The 20,953-nt window shown below is 57.5% G+C and carries 21 protein-coding genes; 14 read left to right on the top strand and 7 right to left on the bottom strand.

Features of this window, described 5'->3' with window-relative positions:
• The first annotated feature begins 1 nt into the window (after position 1).
• The 7 genes from trpA to FHJ80_RS14700 all read left to right on the top strand — a co-directional run bounded on the left by trpA (position 2) and on the right by FHJ80_RS14700 (position 7,435).
• Positions 2–805, top strand: a complete 804-nt coding sequence (gene trpA, locus FHJ80_RS14730) for a tryptophan synthase subunit alpha (RefSeq protein ID WP_139528083.1) — start codon at positions 2–4, stop codon at positions 803–805.
• 91 nt (positions 806–896) lie between these two features.
• On the top strand, positions 897–1,907 hold the full coding sequence (accD, locus tag FHJ80_RS14725) for an acetyl-CoA carboxylase, carboxyltransferase subunit beta (RefSeq protein ID WP_139528082.1): 1,011 nt from the start codon (positions 897–899) through the stop codon (positions 1,905–1,907).
• Positions 1,900–3,192 (top strand): bifunctional tetrahydrofolate synthase/dihydrofolate synthase, encoded by a 1,293-nt coding sequence (gene folC, locus FHJ80_RS14720; RefSeq protein WP_139528081.1) that lies wholly within the window; start codon positions 1,900–1,902, stop codon positions 3,190–3,192. The genes accD and folC overlap by 8 nt, the downstream gene beginning before the upstream one ends.
• Positions 3,193–3,209: 17 nt before the next feature.
• Positions 3,210–3,905 carry an SPOR domain-containing protein gene (locus FHJ80_RS14715; protein ID WP_139528080.1) on the top strand — a complete coding sequence of 232 codons (696 nt, stop codon included), beginning with the start codon at positions 3,210–3,212 and terminating at the stop codon, positions 3,903–3,905.
• A 2-nt stretch (positions 3,906–3,907) separates the two neighbouring features.
• The gene (locus FHJ80_RS14710) at positions 3,908–4,498 is read left to right on the top strand and encodes a CvpA family protein (RefSeq protein WP_139528079.1); all 591 of its coding nucleotides are present in this window, start codon (positions 3,908–3,910) and stop codon (positions 4,496–4,498) included.
• A 110-nt stretch (positions 4,499–4,608) separates the two neighbouring features.
• A complete protein-coding gene (gene purF, locus FHJ80_RS14705; protein WP_139528078.1) occupies positions 4,609–6,129 on the top strand; it encodes an amidophosphoribosyltransferase in 1,521 nt (506 codons plus the stop codon).
• A 106-nt stretch (positions 6,130–6,235) separates the two neighbouring features.
• The gene (locus tag FHJ80_RS14700; protein ID WP_139528077.1) at positions 6,236–7,435 is read left to right on the top strand and encodes an O-succinylhomoserine sulfhydrylase; all 1,200 of its coding nucleotides are present in this window, start codon (positions 6,236–6,238) and stop codon (positions 7,433–7,435) included.
• Between the two features lie 79 nt (positions 7,436–7,514).
• On the opposite strand, the gene FHJ80_RS14695 is transcribed toward FHJ80_RS14700, so the two are convergent.
• Positions 7,515–7,793, bottom strand: coding sequence for a hypothetical protein (locus FHJ80_RS14695; RefSeq protein WP_139528076.1), 279 nt, complete (start codon positions 7,791–7,793; stop codon positions 7,515–7,517).
• A gap of 331 nt (positions 7,794–8,124) precedes the next feature.
• Between FHJ80_RS14695 and FHJ80_RS14690 the strand changes: the two genes are divergently transcribed.
• From FHJ80_RS14690 to FHJ80_RS14680, 3 genes are all read left to right on the top strand, one after another.
• Positions 8,125–8,682 (top strand): cytochrome b, encoded by a 558-nt coding sequence (locus tag FHJ80_RS14690; RefSeq protein ID WP_139528075.1) that lies wholly within the window; start codon positions 8,125–8,127, stop codon positions 8,680–8,682.
• Between the two features lie 84 nt (positions 8,683–8,766).
• Positions 8,767–9,351 (top strand): YceI family protein, encoded by a 585-nt coding sequence (locus FHJ80_RS14685; protein ID WP_139528074.1) that lies wholly within the window; start codon positions 8,767–8,769, stop codon positions 9,349–9,351.
• 102 nt (positions 9,352–9,453) lie between these two features.
• Positions 9,454–10,788, top strand: a complete 1,335-nt coding sequence (locus FHJ80_RS14680; protein ID WP_139528073.1) for an MATE family efflux transporter — start codon at positions 9,454–9,456, stop codon at positions 10,786–10,788.
• Between the two features lies 1 nt (position 10,789).
• On the opposite strand, the gene FHJ80_RS14675 is transcribed toward FHJ80_RS14680, so the two are convergent.
• From FHJ80_RS14675 to FHJ80_RS14660, 4 genes are all read right to left on the bottom strand, one after another.
• Positions 10,790–12,274, bottom strand: a complete 1,485-nt coding sequence (locus FHJ80_RS14675) for an NCS2 family permease (protein ID WP_139528072.1) — start codon at positions 12,272–12,274, stop codon at positions 10,790–10,792.
• A 239-nt stretch (positions 12,275–12,513) separates the two neighbouring features.
• Complete coding sequence (locus FHJ80_RS14670) at positions 12,514–13,704, bottom strand: amino acid aminotransferase (RefSeq protein ID WP_139528071.1); 1,191 nt, start codon at positions 13,702–13,704, stop codon at positions 12,514–12,516.
• The gene (locus FHJ80_RS14665; protein ID WP_139528070.1) at positions 13,705–14,043 is read right to left on the bottom strand and encodes a 4a-hydroxytetrahydrobiopterin dehydratase; all 339 of its coding nucleotides are present in this window, start codon (positions 14,041–14,043) and stop codon (positions 13,705–13,707) included.
• A 28-nt stretch (positions 14,044–14,071) separates the two neighbouring features.
• Entirely contained in the window at positions 14,072–14,983 is a 912-nt protein-coding gene (locus tag FHJ80_RS14660) for a GGDEF domain-containing protein (RefSeq protein ID WP_139528069.1), read from the bottom strand.
• 283 nt (positions 14,984–15,266) lie between these two features.
• Here FHJ80_RS14660 and cobA point away from each other — a divergent pair, with 283 nt between their 5' ends.
• The 4 genes from cobA to dcd all read left to right on the top strand — a co-directional run bounded on the left by cobA (position 15,267) and on the right by dcd (position 18,894).
• Positions 15,267–16,085 (top strand): uroporphyrinogen-III C-methyltransferase, encoded by an 819-nt coding sequence (gene cobA / locus FHJ80_RS14655; RefSeq protein ID WP_239286152.1) that lies wholly within the window; start codon positions 15,267–15,269, stop codon positions 16,083–16,085.
• Between the two features lie 148 nt (positions 16,086–16,233).
• Positions 16,234–17,370, top strand: a complete 1,137-nt coding sequence (locus FHJ80_RS14650) for a kinesin (RefSeq protein WP_176558253.1) — start codon at positions 16,234–16,236, stop codon at positions 17,368–17,370.
• 145 nt (positions 17,371–17,515) lie between these two features.
• Entirely contained in the window at positions 17,516–18,316 is an 801-nt protein-coding gene (gene apbC / locus FHJ80_RS14645; protein WP_139528067.1) for an iron-sulfur cluster carrier protein ApbC, read from the top strand.
• 11 nt (positions 18,317–18,327) lie between these two features.
• Positions 18,328–18,894, top strand: coding sequence for a dCTP deaminase (gene dcd / locus FHJ80_RS14640; RefSeq protein WP_139528066.1), 567 nt, complete (start codon positions 18,328–18,330; stop codon positions 18,892–18,894).
• A 78-nt stretch (positions 18,895–18,972) separates the two neighbouring features.
• On the opposite strand, the gene purN is transcribed toward dcd, so the two are convergent.
• Together purN and purM are read right to left on the bottom strand one after the other, a co-directional pair.
• The gene (gene purN, locus FHJ80_RS14635; protein WP_139528065.1) at positions 18,973–19,716 is read right to left on the bottom strand and encodes a phosphoribosylglycinamide formyltransferase; all 744 of its coding nucleotides are present in this window, start codon (positions 19,714–19,716) and stop codon (positions 18,973–18,975) included.
• Positions 19,713–20,792 (bottom strand): phosphoribosylformylglycinamidine cyclo-ligase, encoded by a 1,080-nt coding sequence (gene purM / locus FHJ80_RS14630; protein ID WP_139528064.1) that lies wholly within the window; start codon positions 20,790–20,792, stop codon positions 19,713–19,715. The genes purN and purM overlap by 4 nt, the downstream gene beginning before the upstream one ends.
• Positions 20,793–20,953 lie beyond the last annotated feature (161 nt).

Here is a 20,953-nt window from a genome sequence, read left to right as displayed (position 1 = left end):
CATGAATCGTATTGACCAGCGTTTTGCAGAGTTGAAACAGCAGGGCCGTAAAGCCCTCATTCCCTACATCACCGCAGGCGACCCTGCACCGCAGTATACCGTGGGCTTCATGCATGCCCTGGTGGAAGCAGGGGCCGATGTGATCGAGCTGGGCGTGCCGTTTTCCGACCCCATGGCCGATGGCCCGGTGATTCAGAAAGCCTGCGAGCGGGCGCTCAAACAGGGCACTCGTTTGGTGGACCTGCTGGAAATGGTGGCCGAGTTTCGTCAAACCGATACCACCACCCCCATCGTCTTGATGGGGTATCTGAATCCCATCGAGCGCATCGGTTATGACGTGTTTGCCGACAAAGCGGCAAGCGTCGGCGTGGATGGCGTCCTGGTGGTGGATATGCCGCCCGAAGAGGCCGACGAGTTCGGCCCGCTGTTGAAAGCACGTGACTTGGCGGCGATTTTCTTGGTTGCGCCTACCACTTCCCATGCCCGTGCCGCTACAATATGCGCCCACGGTGAGGGCTACCTTTATTATGTTTCGCTGAAAGGCGTCACCGGTGCGGCTACGTTGAACGCTGAAGACGTGGCCGAGCACCTTGCACCATTGCGCGATATGACCGATCTACCGCTTTGCGTCGGGTTTGGTATTCGCGATGGTGTGACGGCTGCCGAAGTGGCAAAAGTCGCCGACGGCGTCATCGTAGGCAGTGCATTGGTGAACCGTATTGCCGATAGCGTCGATGCGCCTGAAACGATTGCCGGGCAATTGAAAAGCGTGCTAGCAGACATGCGCACCGCTATGGACGCCTAAGCGCGTTCCTCATCGTCTACACTGAATCGATTGACGACACTCATCAGGCTTGGCGTGGCCAAGCCTTGACGTACACGGAAGCCTTTTTGATATGAGCTGGTTAGACAAGATCGTGCCCTCCATGGGGCGTATCCAGCGTAAAGACCGTCGTGCCAGCGTGCCCGACGGCCTCTGGCGTAAATGTCCCAAGTGTGAAGCGGTTCTCTACCTACCTGAGCTAGAGAAGCATCACAGCGTCTGCCCCAAGTGTGAGCACCACCTACGCTTGACGGCACGCAAACGCTTGGACTGGTTCCTGGATAAACAGGGGCGCGAAGAGATCGCGGCAGAGATCGAGCCGAACGACCGCCTGAAATTCCGCGATTCCAAGAAGTACAAAGACCGTCTGACCGCTGCGCAAAAAGAGACCGGCGAGAAAGATGCGCTGGTCGCGATGCGCGGCGAGCTGGAAGGTTTGCCGATCGTTGCCGTGGCATTCGAGTTCACTTTCATGGGCGGCTCCATGGGTGCCGTAGTGGGCGAGAAATTCGTTCGCGCGGCGACCATCGCCCTCGAAGAGGGCATTCCACTGGTCTGCTTTGCCGCATCGGGCGGTGCACGGATGCAAGAAGCGTTGTTCTCGCTGATGCAGATGGCAAAAACGTCGGCAGCCCTCGAGAAGCTCAAGCAGGCGGGCGTTCCCTATATTTCGGTATTGACCGATCCTGTATTTGGCGGCGTATCGGCCTCTTTGGCGATGCTGGGCGACTTGAACATCGCCGAGCCGAATGCACTGATCGGTTTTGCGGGCCCCCGAGTGATCGAACAGACCGTACGAGAGACGTTGCCGGAAGGCTTCCAGCGCAGCGAATTCTTGCTGGAGCACGGTACGGTCGACATGATCGTTCACCGCCACGACATGCGCGCACGGGTAGGCGGCGTACTGCGTAAGCTCACGCATCAAAGCGCTCGCCCGGTAAACGATGAATCGTCAGACGCCGAGGTGGTAGAGCCGGTCGTGAATGAAGAGCAGTTGGCCGATGCCGCTGAAGCACCTGCCAAAAGCACGGGTAATGCAGAGGCGCGTCCTGCATCGAGCGATGACGCGTCACGCAATGCCTAATACGTTAGCGGAGTGGCTTGATTACCTGGAATCCCTGCATCCCGTTGGGATCGATATGGGGCTTGAGCGGGTGTCGCTGGTCGCCGAACGTATGGGGCTGTTGGATCGCCCCATCGCCAAGCGAACCATCACCGTGGCAGGCACCAACGGCAAGGGATCGACGCTTGCCATGATCGATGCGTTGGCACGTGGCCACGGCTTGCGTACGGGGACTTATACCTCTCCCCATCTATTACGTTACAACGAGCGCGTGACCGTCGACGGTCGTGAAGCCAGCGATAAACGCTTGGTCGAAGGTTTTCAGCAGGTTGAAGTCGCGCGTCTTCAAGCGCCTGCCGTCAGCCTGACCTATTTCGAAGCTGGCACGCTTTGCGCGCTATGGTGTTTGGCACAGGCCGATTTGGACTTGGCCGTGCTGGAAGTTGGCTTGGGTGGACGTTTGGATGCGGTGAACATCATCGATGCAGACGTGGCAATCGTTACGACCATTGCGCTGGATCACGCCAACTTTCTCGGCACGGATATCGAGCAAATTGGCCGCGAAAAGGCCGGGATCTTTCGGCCGCTCAAACCCGCAGTGCTGGGTAGTCAGTCTCTGCCCGCAAGCGTGCTCGACTCGGCGATTGCCATCGCTGCTCAAAGCTACGTATTAGGGGCGGCGTTTAGCCATAGCGCAGGTGACGTTGCTGGGGCGCCCTGGTGTTGGCACGGTTTGGCCACCGATGGTGGGACGCTTTCGTTGGACGGTCTGCCGGATCCTGGGCTTCCGATCGACAATGCAGCCACGGCACTGCAGGCGTTGACACTGGCGGGGGTCACGCTGCACGTCGATACCGTACGCAAAGCGCTCCGGACGGTCACGCTGTCTGGGCGGATGCAGTGGGTAGGGCAGTGGTGTTTGGATGTGGGCCATAATCCTCACGCCGCTCAGTACGTTGCTCGCCGCTTACCGTCACCCCCTAAGCGCGGCCGCCAGTGGGCCCTGATTGGCATGCTGAACGATAAGGATGCCGACGGGGTCATCCAAGCGCTGTTACCCCGAGTGACCGATTGGGTGTGTGTGACTCTTGCCGGGGAGCGTGGCCGCACGGCGGCGGAGTTAGCCGAACGTATTACGTCGCTGGGCGGACACGTGTATGATTGCGCCGACTCCCCCGCGGCGGGAGCTGCCAAGCTTGCCAAGCAGCTCGCCCCAGAAGACCGCGTGCTAGCCACTGGCTCTTTCTTCACGGTGGCTGAGTTATTGGCCATGCCGCTGCCGCAAGCCATGCTGTCAGCGCGTTAAGCTCGATGGAGAGGGATATGAAATACGGTAAAACGGAACGCATTAGTGGCATCGTGATACTGCTGGCGCTACTGGCGATTGTCGTCCCTTGGTTGATGAGTGACCCTGCCCCTCGGGAAGAGCGCCCTCAGCCGACCTTCGTCATCGAGCAGCCCGTGGACGTCGCTCGCCAAGAGGTACCCGCACCACAAATGCCCGAATCCATCGCGACGCCCGCTCCCTCCGAACCCGTTGAAACGGATGAAGCGCTCGAAGAGCCCATTGACGAGATGCCTCGTGCACCGCAAACCGATCAAGTCGTTCGCGCCGAAACCTCGTCGACGAATCCGGGGACGTCCGAACCGGCGTCCTCTTCATCAGCGCCAGAACCAGCCTCTCCACCGCAAGAGGATCCGATCGCCGCTTTGGTGGCTGCCAACGAGAGCCGAAATAGCAGCAACGGTAACACCCGTAGCGCTTCTTCGGGCCCGGCTGCCCAGCAGCAGGGTGAGTGGGCCGTTCAGGTGGGTAGTTTTGGTGATACCGCGAACGCGCAACGTATTAGTGATCAGCTCAGTGGGGAAGGCTTTCGTGTCTTTCAGCGCGCGCGTGACAATAACCTGACCACGGTTCTCGTTGGTCCTTACGCCACCTCCGAAGATGGTGAAGAAGCCATGGCGCTGATCAAGCAACGAATCAATGTTCAAGGGCTGCTCGTGCGAGTAAGAGATTGACCATGGCTTTGACTTGGATCGATGCTCTGTTTCTAGCGGTTCTTGCGCTATCCATGCTGGCGGGGTTCGTGCGTGGCTTCGTACGTGAATCGTTGGGTTTGGCGGCCTGGGTAGTGGCGCTGATGGTGGCGCGCGTGCTGGCTGAGCCGGTGGCCGAGCTAATGAGCGGCTTTATCGATAGTTTCGATGCCCGTTTAGTGTTGGCGTTCGTGCTGGTGATTTTTGCCGTCATCCTATTATGTGGCATCGTCATCCGCGTGGTGCACGCGGCCGTCGAGTGGGTAGGCATGGGCCTACTGAATCGTTTTGCAGGGGCCGCGTTCGGTGTCGCCCGAGGGGCAGTGATTCTGCTGGTGGCCACCGTGTTGATCACGTTGACGCCCCTGGCAGAGTTACAAGCGTGGCAGCAGGCTTCGTTGAGGCCCACGTTCGTCGAGCTGCGCGATTGGGCGGTCAGTCAGCTCGACCAGTGGGAGCGCGAACTGCCCACGCCTCCCGAGTCGCTGCGCGATATTTCGCTACCCGAGCTGCGTCGCCCGCAGCCAACGCTCCCGTCAACCGGATCGGCGGACGAAGACTCGGGCGCGCTATAAAGGGTGTTTGAATTCTCTTCACTGGCGCCCTGGGCGGTGCCAGTGTTTATCCGTTAGATGAACGTCGGGCTTGCGTCCGTAAGCCATGGTATCAAAGCGAGGTAACAGGAATGTGCGGTATAGTGGGCCTTCTGGCCAAGCAGGCGGTAAATCAGGGAATCTACGATGCCCTGACCGTACTTCAGCATCGGGGCCAGGACGCTGCCGGCATGATGACTTGGAGCGAGGGACGCTTCTTACTGCGCAAGAGTAACGGCTTAGTTCGTGACGTTTTCCATACCCGCCACATGGCACGCCTGAAGGGTAATCTGGGCATTGGGCACGTCCGTTATCCCACGGCTGGCTCTTCTAGCGAGGCCGAATCGCAGCCTTTCTACGTTAACTCCCCCTACGGTATCGCGCTTGCGCACAACGGTAACCTGACCAACTCCGAGCAGTTGAAGCAGGAGCTGTTTTCGACCGATCTTCGCCACATCAACACCAGCTCCGACTCCGAGGTGCTGCTGAACGTGTTTGCCCATGAGCTGGGCAAACAGGGCCTGCATCTTGAAGCAGAAGACATTTTCGATGCCGTTCGTAGAGTGCACCGGCGCTGCAAAGGCGGCTACGCGGCGGTCGCGATCATCAATGGCTTTGGCATGGTGGCGTTTCGCGACCCCCACGGCATCCGTCCGGTCGTCTTCGGTACCCGTCAAAATGCCGATGGCCAGGAGGTCATGATTGCCTCTGAATCCGTGGCGTTGGACGTTGGCGGCTTCGAGCTCGAGCGCGATCTGGCTCCTGGTGAGGCGATTTTCGTCGATATGCAAGGCCAGGTGCACACTCAGGTTTGCGCGGATCGCCCTCAGCTTCGCTCGTGCATTTTCGAACACGTCTACCTCGCGCGCCCCGACTCGATTCTGGACGGCGCCTACGTGTATGGCACACGCATGCAGATGGGGCGCAAGCTGGGCGACCGCATTCTGAACGAATGGCCGGACCACGATATCGACGTGGTCATCCCGATTCCCGATACCTCGCGGACCTCGGCACTCGAAATGGCGCAGCATCTCGGCGTGACCTACCGCGAAGGTTTCATGAAAAACCGCTATATTGGCCGTACCTTCATCATGCCGGGGCAGACCCAGCGCAAGAAGTCGGTGCGCCAAAAATTGAACGCGATCGATGTAGAGTTCAAAGGCAAGAACGTACTGCTGGTTGACGACTCCATCGTTCGGGGCACCACCTGTAAACAGATCATTCAGATGGCTCGCGATGCCGGGGCCCGCAAGGTCTACTTTGCCTCGGCAGCGCCGCCCGTGCGCTACCCCAACGTCTATGGGATCGATATGCCGGCGGCCACCGAGCTCATCGCCCACGGGCGTACCGAGGACGAAGTCGGCCAGTTGATTGGTGCGGACCGCATTTTCTATCAAGATCTGGAAGATTTGAAAGACGCCTGCCGTGAAGTGAATCCTGATATGGAAGCCTTCGACTGCTCGGTGTTCGATGGTAACTACGTGACCGGCGACATCGACGATGCCTATCTGGCCGTTTTGGAGGCGAGCCGGAATGATGCGGCGAAAGATCAGAGCGCGGGTGACCACGCGCTGGTCGATATGCATAATCAAGACGATGATCTGGACGATTGAGCGTGATGCTCTGCGGTGACGAGGTCATCGTAGGCATTCGGTTTGGTTGATGTGCACACGATGTGTGCAGCGTTACGATACAGCGGTTGGAATAAGGGGCTCTGCCATGCACGACGATAGCCACCAAGATGAGTGGTCGCTCGAAACGCTCGCTATTCGCGCGGGGCATCACCGTACGTTCGAGCAAGAACACGCTGAGCCGATATTCCCGACGTCGAGCTTCGTGTATGAGAGCGCGGCCGAGGCAGCACGCAAGTTTGGTGGCAAAGAGCCCGGTAATGTGTATTCGCGCTTCACCAATCCGACCGTTCACACCTTCGAGCGCCGGTTAGCGGCGCTCGAGGGCGGCGAGCGCTGTGTGGCCACCAGCTCGGGAATGTCGGCGATTCTCTCGACGGCGTTGGCGCTGCTATCGGCGGGGGATGAAATCGTTGCATCCCGCTCGCTGTTTGGCTCAACGGTCAGTCTGTTCGATAAATATTTGGGCAAGTTCGGTATCACCACCCGCTATGTCGAGCTGTCCAATTTGGCCGCTTGGGAAGCGGCGATCAGCCCCGCGACCAAGCTGATGTTTGCCGAAACGCCCTCCAATCCACTTTCCGAAGTGGCCGATATTCCGGCCCTGGCAGCGCTTGCCAAGCGCAGCGGTGCGCTGTTGGCGATCGATAACTGCTTTTTGACGCCCGCGTTGCAAAAGCCCATCGCGCTAGGCGCCGATTTGGTCATTCACTCCGCGACCAAGTACTTGGACGGACAAGGCCGCGCAGTCGGTGGTGCGGTCGTGGGGAAGCATGACGTATTGGAAGAGGTCTTTGGCGTCGTGCGCACCTGCGGGCCGTGCATGAGCCCGTTCAACGCGTGGATATTCACAAAGGGATTGGAAACACTCTCGCTGCGCATGAAGGCACACTGCGACAATGCCCTGACGCTGGCGCGTTGGCTCGACCAGCACCCGGCGGTGAATCGCGTTTATTACAGCGGTTTGGAAGCCCACCCGCAGCATGCGCTGGCGAAACAGCAGCAGCAAGGTTTTGGTGCAGTGCTCGGCTTTGAAGTGAAGGGAGGGCAAGAGGGGGCGTGGCAGGTCATCGATGCCACGCGTATGCTCTCCATCACGGGTAATCTGGGGGATGTGAAAACCACTATCACTCACCCAGCGACCACGACCCATGGCCGTCTCTCCGAGGCACAAAAAGAGGCCGCTGGCATCGCGCCTGGGCTGATTCGTGTCGCGGTGGGGCTCGAAAGCCAAGAGGACATACAGCGCGATTTGGCGCGTGGCTTGGATGCGCTATTAGCTCGCTAAGTCCATTACCTCGGAAGCTCACAAAAAAACCCACCGTAAGGTGGGTTTTTTGTTGCTCTAACGATCGTTGCGCGCAGGCTTATGAGGCATTGCGGTGCGGCAAGTCAGATTGCGCGATTTGGCTGTCGCGGTCGTTAGAGGCATGCGCTTCCGAGCTGGGCTCAGCCACGCGATTCTTGGCAGCGTCACCGTTCACGAGCGTCAAGTCTGCAGGCGTCATGTTAACGCTCTCGACACTGTAATTAGCCGAAGAGCTGGCGTGGACGATTTCGTTAAGCTCTGCGGAGCCTTGCTCGGCGAACGCGGCGGTGGACGACAATGCAACGGCGATGGCGGAAATAAGGGTCAATTTTTTCATCTGTCATACTCTCTATGGATAATAAAGTCGTTTTGGTCGCTGTGACGTTGTGCGTCAGGACGTGCACTAATAATAAGCGCACTAAACAAATAGTAAAATTGATTAAAATTGCAGGATTTGTTCGAATTTTTAAACTTTCGTCTAACGTGTTCGGTTGGGGTATGTCGCTGGCTGCGCATGACTAGAGGGCGAGATCCTTAGCGGCGTAAGCAATGGTTTTTACGAACGAAGTATTCTGCTTTTTTCAGCAGAGTTTTTAGCGGTGAAACGGTATGCTCTTAACACATAAGATAAGAGCGACATGCGAGCAGTTTTACACGGGGAATCAAGGATGTTGCGGAACACGCGCAGCGGTTGGGGTGTCATTAGTATTCTTTTTCACTGGTTGAGCGCCCTGGCGATCGTAGGGTTGTTCATTTTAGGGTGGTGGATGACGGGATTGGGTTACTACGATCCCTGGTATAACCAAGCTCCCTGGATTCATCGTTCGATAGGTATTTTGCTACTTCTGGCTACCGCTGGACGGCTGGTATGGCGCTGTATACAGCCGACCCCTGCAGCAGAAGGGAATCGCCTCGAGCGAATGGCTGCGCACCTTGGCCATATAGCGCTCTACGTGCTGTTATTACTGGTGTTGACTAGCGGCTATTTGATTTCCACCGCTAACGGCCGTGGAATCAGTGTGTTTGGTTGGTTTGAAGTACCTGCGGTGCTGTATGACTTGCCCAACCAAGCAAGTCTGGCGGGAGACGTACATTGGTACAGCGCGCTGGCATTAATGGTGTTGGCTGGCGGCCACGCCCTGATAGCGTTGATACATCACTACCGCTATCGCCATGCAACGCTAAAACGAATGATGAGCCCGCGCTACAGCAAGACGAATTTGTGATGGGATGACCATTTTTTGAACGCTGTTGGAGTTCTCGAACGTGGCTCCGATAGTGCCCATAAGGAAAGAGAGGAGATGGACGTTATGATGAAGAAAAGCGTAATGGCAGCAGCGGTAGCGGCAGCAGCACTGGTTCCACTGAGCCAAGTGCAGGCCGCCGATTATCAAATTGACACCGAAGGCCAGCACGCCTTTGTACAATTTAAAATCAACCACCTGGGTTTCTCCTACATTCTGGGTAGTTTTGAAGAGTTCGATGGTCAGTTCTCCTACGACGCCGACGATCTAGCATCCTCCTCCGTCGAGATGGAAGTGCAGGTAAACAGCCTGAACAGTAACCATGCCGAACGCGACCGCCATATTCTGAGCGGTGACTTCCTCAACGCCAGCGAATACCCCACGGCGACCTTCACATCGACCGGCTTCGAACCCACCGGTGACAACGAGGGTGTCGTCACCGGTGAGCTGACACTGCACGGCGAGACGCAAGAGATCGAAATGCCGGTCACGCTGATGGGAGAAGGTGAAGACCCCTGGGGTAACTACCGCGCAGGCTTCGAGGGTAGCACCATGCTGACCCTGGGCGATTTCGGCATCGACATGAGCGATTTCCCGGAAGCCATGCATGACGTCGAACTTTATGTAACGTTCGAAGGTATTCGCCAGTAAGCGATACCGTTCAAGAACGCTGCCACCCTTGCGGGTGGTGGCGTTTTTTGCGTTTAGCCTTTCCATTTTCTGACATTTAGGAGTCCGTTTTTGGCAGCAGTGATGCAACAACGCGAGTTGGCGATAACCCTATGGCGGCAGACCTGGCCAATGGCCATTGGGGTGCTGGCGCTATTGGGTTTTCAGCTTGTGGACAGTGCGTTCATCGCACGCCTGGGCACTGCGCCGCTGGCGGCGCAATCGTTTACCTTTCCGCTTTCGTTTCTGATCATTGGTATTCAGGTGGGCATGGGCATTGCCATTGCCGCGCTGATCTCTAGAGCATTGGGTGCTGAGCAACAGGCGAGAGCCAAGCGGCTCTCCTGCCTAGTGCTGATGGCTGGAGGGGGCGTGATTGCGCTACTTGCTCTGATACTGTGGTGGCTGGAAGTGCCGCTGTTTCGAATGCTGGGGGCAGATGACACGGCATTGGTCTACATTCGGGCCTACTGGGGACCTCAGCTTTTGGCGGCTTGGTTAGGAGCCGTGCTTTACTTCATGTACAGCGTCTTTCGCGCCCATGGCGATACCCGAATGCCTGGGAAAATGATGGTCATCAGTAGTCTCATCAATCTAGCACTGGACCCACTGTTCATTTTTGGGGTGGGCCGTTGGGAAGGCTGGGGACTACCAGGAGCAGCGTGGGCGACCGCCGTGGCGTTTTCGGTTGGGCTGCTGCTGACGGGACGCAAATTGCATCGACGCCAGTGGGCCACGACCGACGCCATTGGCACGGAGGCGGCACACTCCTGGCGGCCTTTCATTGGCATTGCGGCACCGGCCATGGTCAGCCAGTTGATGCCACCTTTGGCCGCCATGCTGGCCATTGCCGCGGTAGCGGGCCTAGGGGATACCCAAGTGGCGGCATGGGGGCTGGCGAGCCGTCTGGAAACGCTGTCGCTGATGGTCATACTGGCCATGACGATGTCGCTGCCTCCTTGGTTGGGGCGCTGCTACGGTGCAGGCGACTGGGGGCAAATCCAGCGGCTGCTGCGTTTGGCGTTGAAAGTGGCCGTAGTGTGGCAATTGAGCCTGGGCACACTGCTCGCGCTGGCATCGCCATGGGTAGCGATGGCCCTAGCGGGAACGCCCGAGGTACAAAACGAACTGGCGCTACTGATTCGTTTTCTTCTGCCCAGCTACGCGGCACTGGGAGTGTGCATGCTGGTGGTGTCGGCGGGTAACGCGCTGGGTTGGCCGCTACGGGCCATGCTGCTGTCGAGCGCGCGGCTGTTCATCTGCTACTTGCCCTGTTTATGGTTGGGGGCACAGCTATTTGGCTGGACGGGCCTAGCCGCGGGGGCAGCCATCGGCAATTTGCTGGCTGGATTGACGGCATGGGTGGTGTTGAAACGTATTCTCTCCCGCCCGCACCGGCAGGCGGGAGCCTCGCAATGAATCAACGCTTATCAGAGGCTTCTTGGAACGAGAAGTAGACGAACAGTAAGGCCATCGCCAAATAGCCCATGACGAACTCCGGTGCGGCGTTGAAGGCGAGCTTCGGCGCATGCATCAAACCGACGAACGAGAAGCCTGCGGCAATGACGGCAAAGGCTGCTGCTCGGCGAAACTGATGGTCGATCACCGAGACGGTCATGGCACCTAGGAAGATGGCCATGAACATGGCACCTTGGCCCATGACGACGATGGCACTGGAAATGTCGCTTACCACCTCGCCCGCCCCTCGGTTGAAACGGGTCATGACGTAGTTGGCAAAGTAGGGCAGCATGGCCAGCGCAATGGCCGGGTAGTAGCGCGTGTCGTTGGCTTGGAACGCCGTTGCGATCATCGACATGCCGACGAACACTAAAATCGGCGCAACGACAGAGACGGGAATGATCGCAGCCAGCGCGGCGATGAGGCCGAACATGGTCGCCAGCGCGTAAACCGCCCCGTTGAGCAGGCTGTAGCCTCGCCCTGCGCCCATCCATTTCGCACCTACCGTGGCAATATAAACCGTCGTTGGGAACACGCCACCAAATAGTGCCCCGATCATGGTACCTGCACCATCCACTGCCTGGCACTCGCGCACGTCATACTTGTCGCCAGCGGCCTCCATGGCTTCGACATTGTTCATCGTCTCTATGGCGTTATAGAGCGTGATGGGCAGTACCACGGTCAGCACGGCCAGCATGCCGGTGAACAGAAGGCCCAGCCCCTCGAACCAAGCGAGGTTGGGGAGTAGCGGGTAAAAGCCGAGATGCGTGAACGCATCGCTGAAGCGCTCGCTACCCGCATCGCCAATCAGGTAGGCCATGACGGTGCCCACCACGATAGCGAACAGCGATGTCGGTAGTTTGAAGGGCATGCTAACGCGGGCCACCAAGCCAACGATGATGATCCCCAGCACCAGCAGGCCAATGACCGGCATCTCCAAGGTTTTGAACAGCATTTCACCGGCGATGAAGGTCAGCGCTACGCCCGCTACGGCCCCCAGCATGGCGGCTCGGGGTAGGTGGTACTGCGCCCAACGGCCAATGATACTAATCACCGCTTCTATCGCGCCGCTGATGAAGCACGCGGCAACCGCTACTTTCCAGGCCAGTTCGGCATCGCCGGTGAGCTGTTTGGCAGGCAATAGAACGCCAAACAGGAAGACGAACATGACGGGGGTCGAAATGCCGTAGGAGAGGGCAGTAACGTCGCTACGGTTCTCTTTTCGTGCGAGCCTGGCGGCGCTCCAGGCGTAGTAAAAGTTACCGACCATGACTGCGACGGCGGCGCCGGGTAGCACCTGGCCATACACGATCGACGTGGGAAACCCCATGCCTAACATCGTAATCGCGATGATGACGAAGTTAGCGATATTGTTCTGAAAGAGCGCAAAGAATGCGTCGGTATCTTCCTTTTTGTACCACGGGTAATGAGTGCCAGCAGCCGCCATGTGATGCCTCTTGGTTATGGTGTGTTGTATACAAGGCTACGCTGAGTGTGCCGAAAGTTTGACTGATCGGTCAAGCGCTGCGTTGTATCGGACGCCGCGCGGGCGCCCCAGGCTCTGGCGGCGAAGGCGCAATTGTACACAATCTTGGCCAAGGGGTTGATAACCTTATGGCTTTTCTTGTGAGTGACCAACGAAAACGCCCAGGCGATGGCCTGGGCGTTGTGGTGGTATGCGGTGGATTAGTCGTTGACTGCCGCGATCGCTTTGGCGAGGTAGGGTAGATTCTCGTGTGAGAATCCCGCGACGTTGGCACGACCAGAGCGAACCATGTAAATGCCGAACTCGTCACGCAAACGGTCGACCTGTTCCGGTGTCAGGCCAGTGTAAGAGAACATGCCGCGCTGCTCGGCCACACAGGCGTACTTTTCATCTAAGCCGTAAGGCTTCAAAGCCTCGACGAAGTCGCGGCGCAGTGTGTTGATGCGGTCGCGCATTTCGGTCAGCTCTTCACGCCACAGGGCGGAAAGCTCGGTATCGTGCAAAATCTCGCTGACGATCGCGCCACCGTGAGCGGGCGGGTTGGAGTAGTTCTCACGCGCCACGATAGCCACCTGGGAACGCACGTTTTCCATTTGCTCGGCGTCTTTAGCGATTAGAATCAAGCAGCCGGTACGCTCGCAGTAAATACCGAAGTTTTTGGAGCAGGAACTGGTGATGATCACCTCATCCAGATGCTCGGCCAACAGACGAACGCCGTAAGCGTCTTCGTCCAAGCCTTCCCCGAAACCTTGGTAAGCGAAGTCGATCAACGGCAGCAGCTGGCGCTCCTTCAGTACGGTCAGAACCTCTTGCCACTGCGACTGGGAAAGGTCGAAGCCGGTGGGGTTGTGGCAGCAGGCGTGCAGTACGACGACATCACCCTCAGGGATTTTCTTAAGCGCGGCTAGCATGCCGTTGAAATCCAGCCGGTTATCCGCGTCGACATAAGGGTATTTGTGCAGCTCGATCCCCGCTGACGTAAAAATGCCGTGGTGATTCGGCCAAGTCGGATCGCTTACCCAGATGCCTTTGCCCGGCAGTTGACTGGCGACGAAGTCGGCCGCGAGACGCAGCGCACCGGTACCACCTGGCGACTGAGTAGCGCTGGCACGGTTGGCTTTGAGTACCGGTGAGTCCGAGCCCAGCACCAACGGCAGCACGGCTTCACCATAAGCGGGAGCGCCGTGCGAGCCAATGTAGGTCTTGGTGGATTCATTCTTGAGCAGGCGAGCTTCCGCTTCCTTGACGGCGCGCATGACTGGCGTGTTGCCAGCGGCGTCACGATATACGCCAACACCCAGATCGACTTTCTGCGGGTTGGTATCTTTTTTGAAAGCTTCGATCAGCCCGAGAATGGCGTCTCCAGGGACTCGCTCAATTTGCTCAAACATTTATTCGGCTACCTCGTCGGTTCTGGCGGCAAGAATGAAGTCGTTAAGATGCAGGCCGTTTATTTCATGGGACCACCAAGTGACAGTGGTTTTGCCCCATTCGGTGATCAAAACAGGGTGGTGACCCGCCTGCTCTGCGACATCGCCAACACGTTGGCTAAACGCTAGCGCGTCGGCAAAGTTACGAAACGTGAATTGTCTCGATAGCTTCATGATGCCATCGTGTTCGATAATCTGCCACTCTGGAAGTGCCTTGAGATGCGCTTGGCATGCCTCATGAGAGAGTGGCATGGCGTTGCCGCTGCAAGGTTCGCACTGTGTTTGTGCTAGCGATGTCATGGGAATGCCTCCTGTTGAAGTCGTCTCTTCAGGGTAGAAGGCATACGCAGTCGCGACCAACCTCTTTGGCGCTGTAAAGAGCCCGGTCGGCCCGATCGATCAAAGTGACCAAAGGCTCCCCGCAGTGATACTCCGCCACGCCAATACTCAATGTGACGCTGCCCTGCCCGATACCAAAATCGTGATCGGCGATGGTTTGGCGTAAGCGGTCCGCAAGCTTATGGCATTGCTGCAGCGAGGTGAGCGGCAGCACTACCATAAACTCTTCTCCTCCTAGCCGGGCGAGCATGTCTTCGCAGCGCAGTAGTGACTGGGCCATCATCGCCAACTGTTTCAGGACGTTGTCGCCCTGCAGATGCCCCCAGCGGTCATTGAGCTGTTTGAAATGGTCGATATCGATCATCATGATCGATAGCGGCGTGCCGTGACGGGCGCTCATCGAAGCTAAGTGGGTGAGCTGTCCCATCAATTTACGCCGATTGGGCAGGTTGGTGAGTGGGTCGGTATCGCAGAGCTTACGTAGCCGCTGCTCTTCGACGACTTGGTCGGTGATGTCCATCATTAGCCCATTCCATCGCACTCCTGATGCGATGGGCTCAGGGTTGGCACTTACCGCAATCCAGTGTGGCTTCTCTTCAGGGAAGGGAAGCCGAAAACGCGTATTGAGCGGGAGCATCCAGCGCGCGGAGCGCTCGATGGCCGACATCACTTTGGGATGGTCGTGGCCGGTGAGTTGCTCCAGCAGCAGGCTGGCATCTTCGGCGAGCTGCTGTTTGTCGACATAGGCTAACGCCATCCCACCCCCCTCAAGATAGGGAAAGTTCATATGGCCGCTATGGGAGCGGTAGAACTGAAAAATGACCCCAGGAATACGGGATACGAGACTATCGGCACTGGCGGGTATGTCGATAGACGATGTGGCTAGGTCATTCACGGGCATGCGTGAATCTCCGGTTTTTATGCCTGTTGTAAGTTAGCCGTGAAGGTTAGCGGTAAAAACGTAAACAATATGTAAGCCATTGCTGACAATTTAGCGGTTTTTAATACTTTTTGGTCATTAAAACTGAGATTTATATTCCATTTGTATGGATGTGACGCGAAAATAAGGGTTCTGCGTAAGCGTGGTCTTGTTCATTCTTTTCTAAAATATCATTAGATTCAAAATTTCACGGGTGATGGCTTTGAATACGCAACGATCAAATGGGGTTCTTCCCGAGGCTGACGTGCTTGAGTCCGCGCAACGGCAGGTTGGGCGCGTCAGTCTGATTGGCGCAGGGCCCGGCGACCCAGATTTATTGACGTTGAAAGCCTACAAGCGGCTACTGAGCGCCCAAGTAGTGCTGTATGACCGTTTGGTGAGCGATGAAATTTTGGCGCTATTACCCGCCGAGGCGGAGCGTTATTACGTGGGTAAGGCTCGCTCCTCCCACAGCGTACCGCAGGGAGAGATCAACCAATCGTTGGTGACTTGGGCTCGGCAGGGCAATCAGGTGATTCGCCTAAAAGGGGGGGATCCGTTCATTTTTGGGCGTGGGGGCGAGGAGCTTGAAACACTGGTGGCAGCGGGTATCCCTGTGGAAGTGGTTCCAGGTATCACGGCGGCGTCCGGCTGCGCTGCGTATGCAGGTATTCCGCTGACCCACCGAGATCATGCGCAGTCTGTCCGCTTCGTGACGGGGCATTTACAGGAAGGAGAGTTTTCGTTGGATTGGGCGACCCTGGCGCAGCCGGGCCAGACGCTGGTGTTTTACATGGGGTTAAGCAACCTAGCTTCCATTTGCAACGCTCTGACGGCTCACGGCTTGCCCCCAACCACGCCCCTGGCGCTGATCGAACAAGGCACGACCCAGCAGCAGCGAACCCATGTGGGAACATTGACGTCTTTGCCAGATAGCTTTCAGCGTGGGGAGATCCAACCGCCGGCGTTGCTGATCATTGGTAGCGTCGTCTCTCTTCATCAGACGCTTTCGTGGTTTGAGCGCCACCATGGTGTATCGGCTGGGTTTTCCCAGGGGAAGCATCGCCGTTTGACGAGGGGATAGACGATTGAGCGCTTCGTCGGGTGGCGTTATGACCTGCGCTGTGTATGCTAGTAACGAATAGATTCATAAAGCCACGACCTGATCACCATCTTGCTACCTGTCACTAACGCTGCTGATATCAGCAGCCAAGCGAAAAGAGGGACGCAGCATGTCAGAAGCCAATCACTCCGATTCGAACACGCCTGCTCACAAGCCGGATATGAAAACGCTTTTCCAGGATAACCGTGTGAAGGGTATCGCTGGGATTGCTGCCATTGCCGTGATTTGGGCCATCATGGCGCAATCCAATTCAGGCACCCATCAAGAGCGCGTCGAGACCTTGGAAGGTCAACTGGCGAGTGTCGAGCAAGAAAATACGGAGCTAAGCCAGCGCCTATCGGAAGTCGAACAGGCGGAAGCTGACTTGACCGCTATGCGCGATGAAATGGCGTCGTTGGAGCAGCAGCAGGCAGACGCAGCGGCTAGTCTTGAGTCGGCTCAAGAAGATGTCAGCGGTGTCGAGACCCGTTTGCAAGAGTTAGAGAGCCAGCGCGAGACGCTACAACAGGAAGTCTCGGCACTGGAGGAGCAGCTTGCTAGCGCCGAGAGCGAGCTGCAGAGCTTACGAGAAGAGCGTGATCAAGTTGTTAGTGAGCGTGACGAAGCACAGTCTTCTCTGCAGCAGGTAGAAGAAGCGCGACAAAGTGCGGAAGAGGCGCGTCAGCAGGCAGAGTCTGCCCGTCAGCAAGCAGAAGAGCAGCGCCAACAAGCCGTGGAGGACTTGAGTGCCGCGGAGAGCGAACTCAGTGAACTCGACAGCCAGGTAAGCGATGCCAACGACCGTTTGGCTACGCTCGAAGAGGAAATAGCCACCCAGGAGAGCGAGCTGCAATCCCTCCAAGAAGAGCGCGATAGCGTGATGCGCGAGCGGGATTCGCTGCAGTCTGATGTGGATTCACTTTCTCAACTGCGTGAAGAAGAGCAACAAAGCCTCGAACAGGTGCGCACCGAAATGGATGATCTCATGGTGGCCCTGGACATCGGCCGCGATGAAGTCGCGAAGGTCGAAAACGATATCGAAGCCCGTCAAGAGCAGCTCGCGCGTCTGGAAACGCAGCTCAGCGAGTGGCGAGACGAGCTGTCGACGCTCGATGAGCGTCTCCATGTCGATGATCCAGCCTCGGGGGACGTGCCAAACCTCACGGGCGAGCAGCAAACCCAGCAAGATGGGGAAGATGGCGCTAGTGGGGCAGAAGGGGAAAACGTTCAGGCGGATGAAGCAGAGAGCCAGCAGAGCGGAAGCTAAGTCGTTTAAAACAAAAATCATGCCTCTAACGCAAGCGGATGCGGGGTTTCCCCGCATCCGCTTCTGTTTGTTGGTTTAGAAATAGGGCGCTGAGGAGTATCATTCACGCCATGTTCACAATCAACAACCCTTGGGAGTGCCATTGATGGATGGTGTAAAGCATATTGTGGCAGTGGCATCCGGCAAAGGTGGCGTTGGTAAGTCCACCGTAACGGTCAACTTAGCGCTGGCGCTATCTGCCCAGGGCTACCGCGTTGGCGTATTGGATGCCGATATTTATGGCCCTAGCCAAGCGCAAATGTTGGGCGTGGAAGAGGGGGTACGTCCCCAGGCGGCGGCAGACAATAAGTTTCTGCCCTTGGAGGCTCACGGCATACAAGCGATGTCGATGGCGTTCATGGTCAACACCCGCGACGCGATGGTATGGCGCGGGCCGATGGTGGTGGGGGCGTTTCAGCAAATGCTCACCCAAACCCAGTGGGATAACCTGGATTTCCTGTTGATCGATATGCCGCCCGGCACGGGAGACATCCAACTGACATTGGCGCAGAAAGTGCCGGTATCCGGCGCCGTCATCGTCACGACGCCTCAGGACATCGCGCTGCTGGATGCCCGTAAAGGCATCGAGATGTTCCGCAAAGTCAACGTGCCGGTGCTGGGCGTGGTGGAGAATATGAGCCTCTACCACTGCGAGAAGTGTGGCCATGAAGCGGCGATTTTCGGCACTGGAGGCGGTGACCGTATCGCTGACGAATACGACACGACCGTGTTGGGCCGTTTGCCGCTGACGCTATCGATTCGCGAATTGGCAGATTCCGGGCGGCCCAGCGTGGTGTCCGAGCCCGATGGCGCTGTGAGTCGCATCTTTGCCGAGATTGCCAGCCAAGTGGCGCAGTCCGTCAGCGCTAGCCAAAGCGACGGCCCTACGATTTCTTTTAGCGAGTGATGAAGTAACCGATGAGCATTAAATCAGACAAATGGATTCGCCGAATGGCGCAAAGCGATGCCATGATCGAGCCGTTCGAGGCAGAGCAGGTGCGCTATGTGAACGACCAGCGGGTGATCTCCTATGGTACCTCCAGCTACGGTTACGACGTGCGCTGTGCCGATGAGTTCAAGGTGTTTACCAATATCCATTCGGCCATCGTCGACCCCAAAGCGTTCGATGACAAAAGCTTTGTCGACGTGAAGGGCGACGTTTGCATCATCCCGCCGAACTCGTTCGCCCTAGCGCGGACGGTTGAGTACTTTCGCATTCCGCGCAATGTGCTGACCATTTGTCTGGGTAAATCCACCTATGCACGTTGCGGCATCATCGTCAATGTGACGCCGCTGGAGCCCGAGTGGGAGGGGCACGTGACGCTGGAGTTCTCCAACACCACGAACCTACCCGCAAAAATCTATGCCCATGAAGGGGTCGCTCAGATGCTGTTCCTGGAGTCTGATGAGGTGTGCGACATCTCTTATAAAGATCGGGGGGGTAAGTACATGGGGCAGCGTGGCGTGACACTACCGCGTACCTGACACACCATTTTTCTTCTGCTACAAAAAAGCCTTGCCGCATCCCTGTGGCAAGGCTTTTTTTACACTGACAATGGAAACTTAGGCGTTGCCGCTTTCTTCGTCCAGCTCTTCGGCAGCATCGGCATGGGAGAGGCGCATGCCATACGGCGGAAGCGGGTGGCCGTCCATCGTGGCCCCGTCGGCAGCGTACTGTAGGCGTCCCTCAAGAAACCACTGCACCGCAATGGGGAAGATCAGATGCTCCCGGGCGTGCACCTTCTCCTTAAGGGTCTCGACGGTGTCGTCGGCGCTTACCTGTAGCTCGGCTTGTAGAACGACCGGCCCCCCATCCAGCTCTTCGGTAACGAAGTGGACGCTACAGCCATGATGAGAAACGCCGTCAGCCAGTGCGCGCGCGTGGGTATTCAAACCCTGATACGCGGGCAGTAGGGAGGGATGGATGTTGAGCATCCGTCCGAGAAAACGCTGTACGAAACGTGGCGTGAGAATGCGCATGAAGCCAGCAAGGACGATGACATCCGGCTCATGGCGTTCGATCACTTTGATCAGTGCGCCATCGTAAGCATCACGACTATCGTACTCGCGATGCGGTAGCGCGACTGCTTCGATACCGGCTTCATGGGCGCGTTTCAACCCGTAGGCATCGGGTTCATTGGAAATGACGGCGACAATTTCACCGCCCAACCTGTCGTGCTGCTGGGCCTCGATGAGTGCCTGAAGATTGCTGCCACTGCCAGAAATCAGTACTACCACTCGGCGAGCGCCCATGGGCTCAGGCGTCATGCCGTTGAGGGTGTCGCTGCTGTCGTCCGTACTATTCATTCCTGCGAACCTGCTTGACCGCGCTCGAGCACTACCGCCTCTTTCTGGCGCTGAACGATCTGGCCGATCGTGTAGACAGTCTCGCCCTGTGCTTCCAGATGCGCTTTGGCGTTGGCAGCTTGTTCGGCGGGAACGACCACGACCATACCAATTCCGCAGTTCAGGACACGGTGCATTTCAGTCTCGTTGACGTTGCCCTTGGCCTGAAGCCAGTTGAATACCTCTGGCCGCTGCCAGCTAGTGAGATCGATGCGTGCGGCCAGGGTGTCTGGCAATACACGGGGAATGTTCTCCAGCAGGCCGCCGCCAGTGATATGAGAAAGCGCATGAACCGGGATGTCGGTGCCCCGCATCATCGATAGCAGTGACTTCACGTAGATACGCGTGGGTGCCATCAGTGCATCGCCCAGCGGCTGGCCATCGATGCTCTCCTCCAAGGAAGCATTGCTGACTTCTAGGATTTTGCGGATCAACGAATAGCCGTTGGAGTGTGGACCAGAAGACGCCAAGCCAAGCAGCACATCACCTTCAGCCACGTTGCTGCCGTCGAGAATCTCGGACTTCTCCACGACGCCCACGCAGAAACCGGCCAAATCGTAATCGCTGCCTTCGTACATGCCCGGCATTTCAGCCGTTTCACCGCCGACCAGTGCGCAGCCGGCCAGCTCGCAGCCAGCGCCGATACCGGTCACGACATCGGCAGCGATGTCGACATCCAATTTGCCTGTGGCATAGTAATCGAGGAATAGCAGCGGCTCGGCACCGGCGACGATCAGGTCATTGACACACATGGCTACCAGGTCGATGCCAATGGTGTCATGCTTGCCAAGATCCATGGCCAGGCGCAGCTTGGTGCCGACACCGTCGGTGCCGGAGACGAGCACCGGCTGCCGATAGCCAGCAGGTAGCTCGCACAGGGCACCAAAACCGCCAAGACCACCCATCACTTCAGGGCGTGACGTGCGCTTGGCAACGTGCTTGATGCGATCGACAAGAGCGTTGCCGGCATCGATATCGACACCTGCGTCTTTGTAGCTCAGAGAGGGCGTAGCCTGGGAGGAAGAAGTCTCGGTCATGACAGGTCCTGTGAAGCCTATGCAATGCTGCAGTGCGATTGTGCTGGCAAATAGCCAGTGCCGGAGCAATAACGGTGGGCGATTGTATCACCCAGCGACGTAAGTCGCATCGATGTGGCGCGTTATCAGGTGCGTCGCGAGCAACTTTTGTTACTATTCGA

The organism is Halomonas sp. BL6 (assembly GCF_006228115.1).
GTDB lineage: Bacteria > Pseudomonadota > Gammaproteobacteria > Pseudomonadales > Halomonadaceae > Vreelandella > Vreelandella piezotolerans.
Note: the sequence above shows the minus strand (reverse complement) of the source record. Positions and strands in the feature narration are given on the sequence as shown.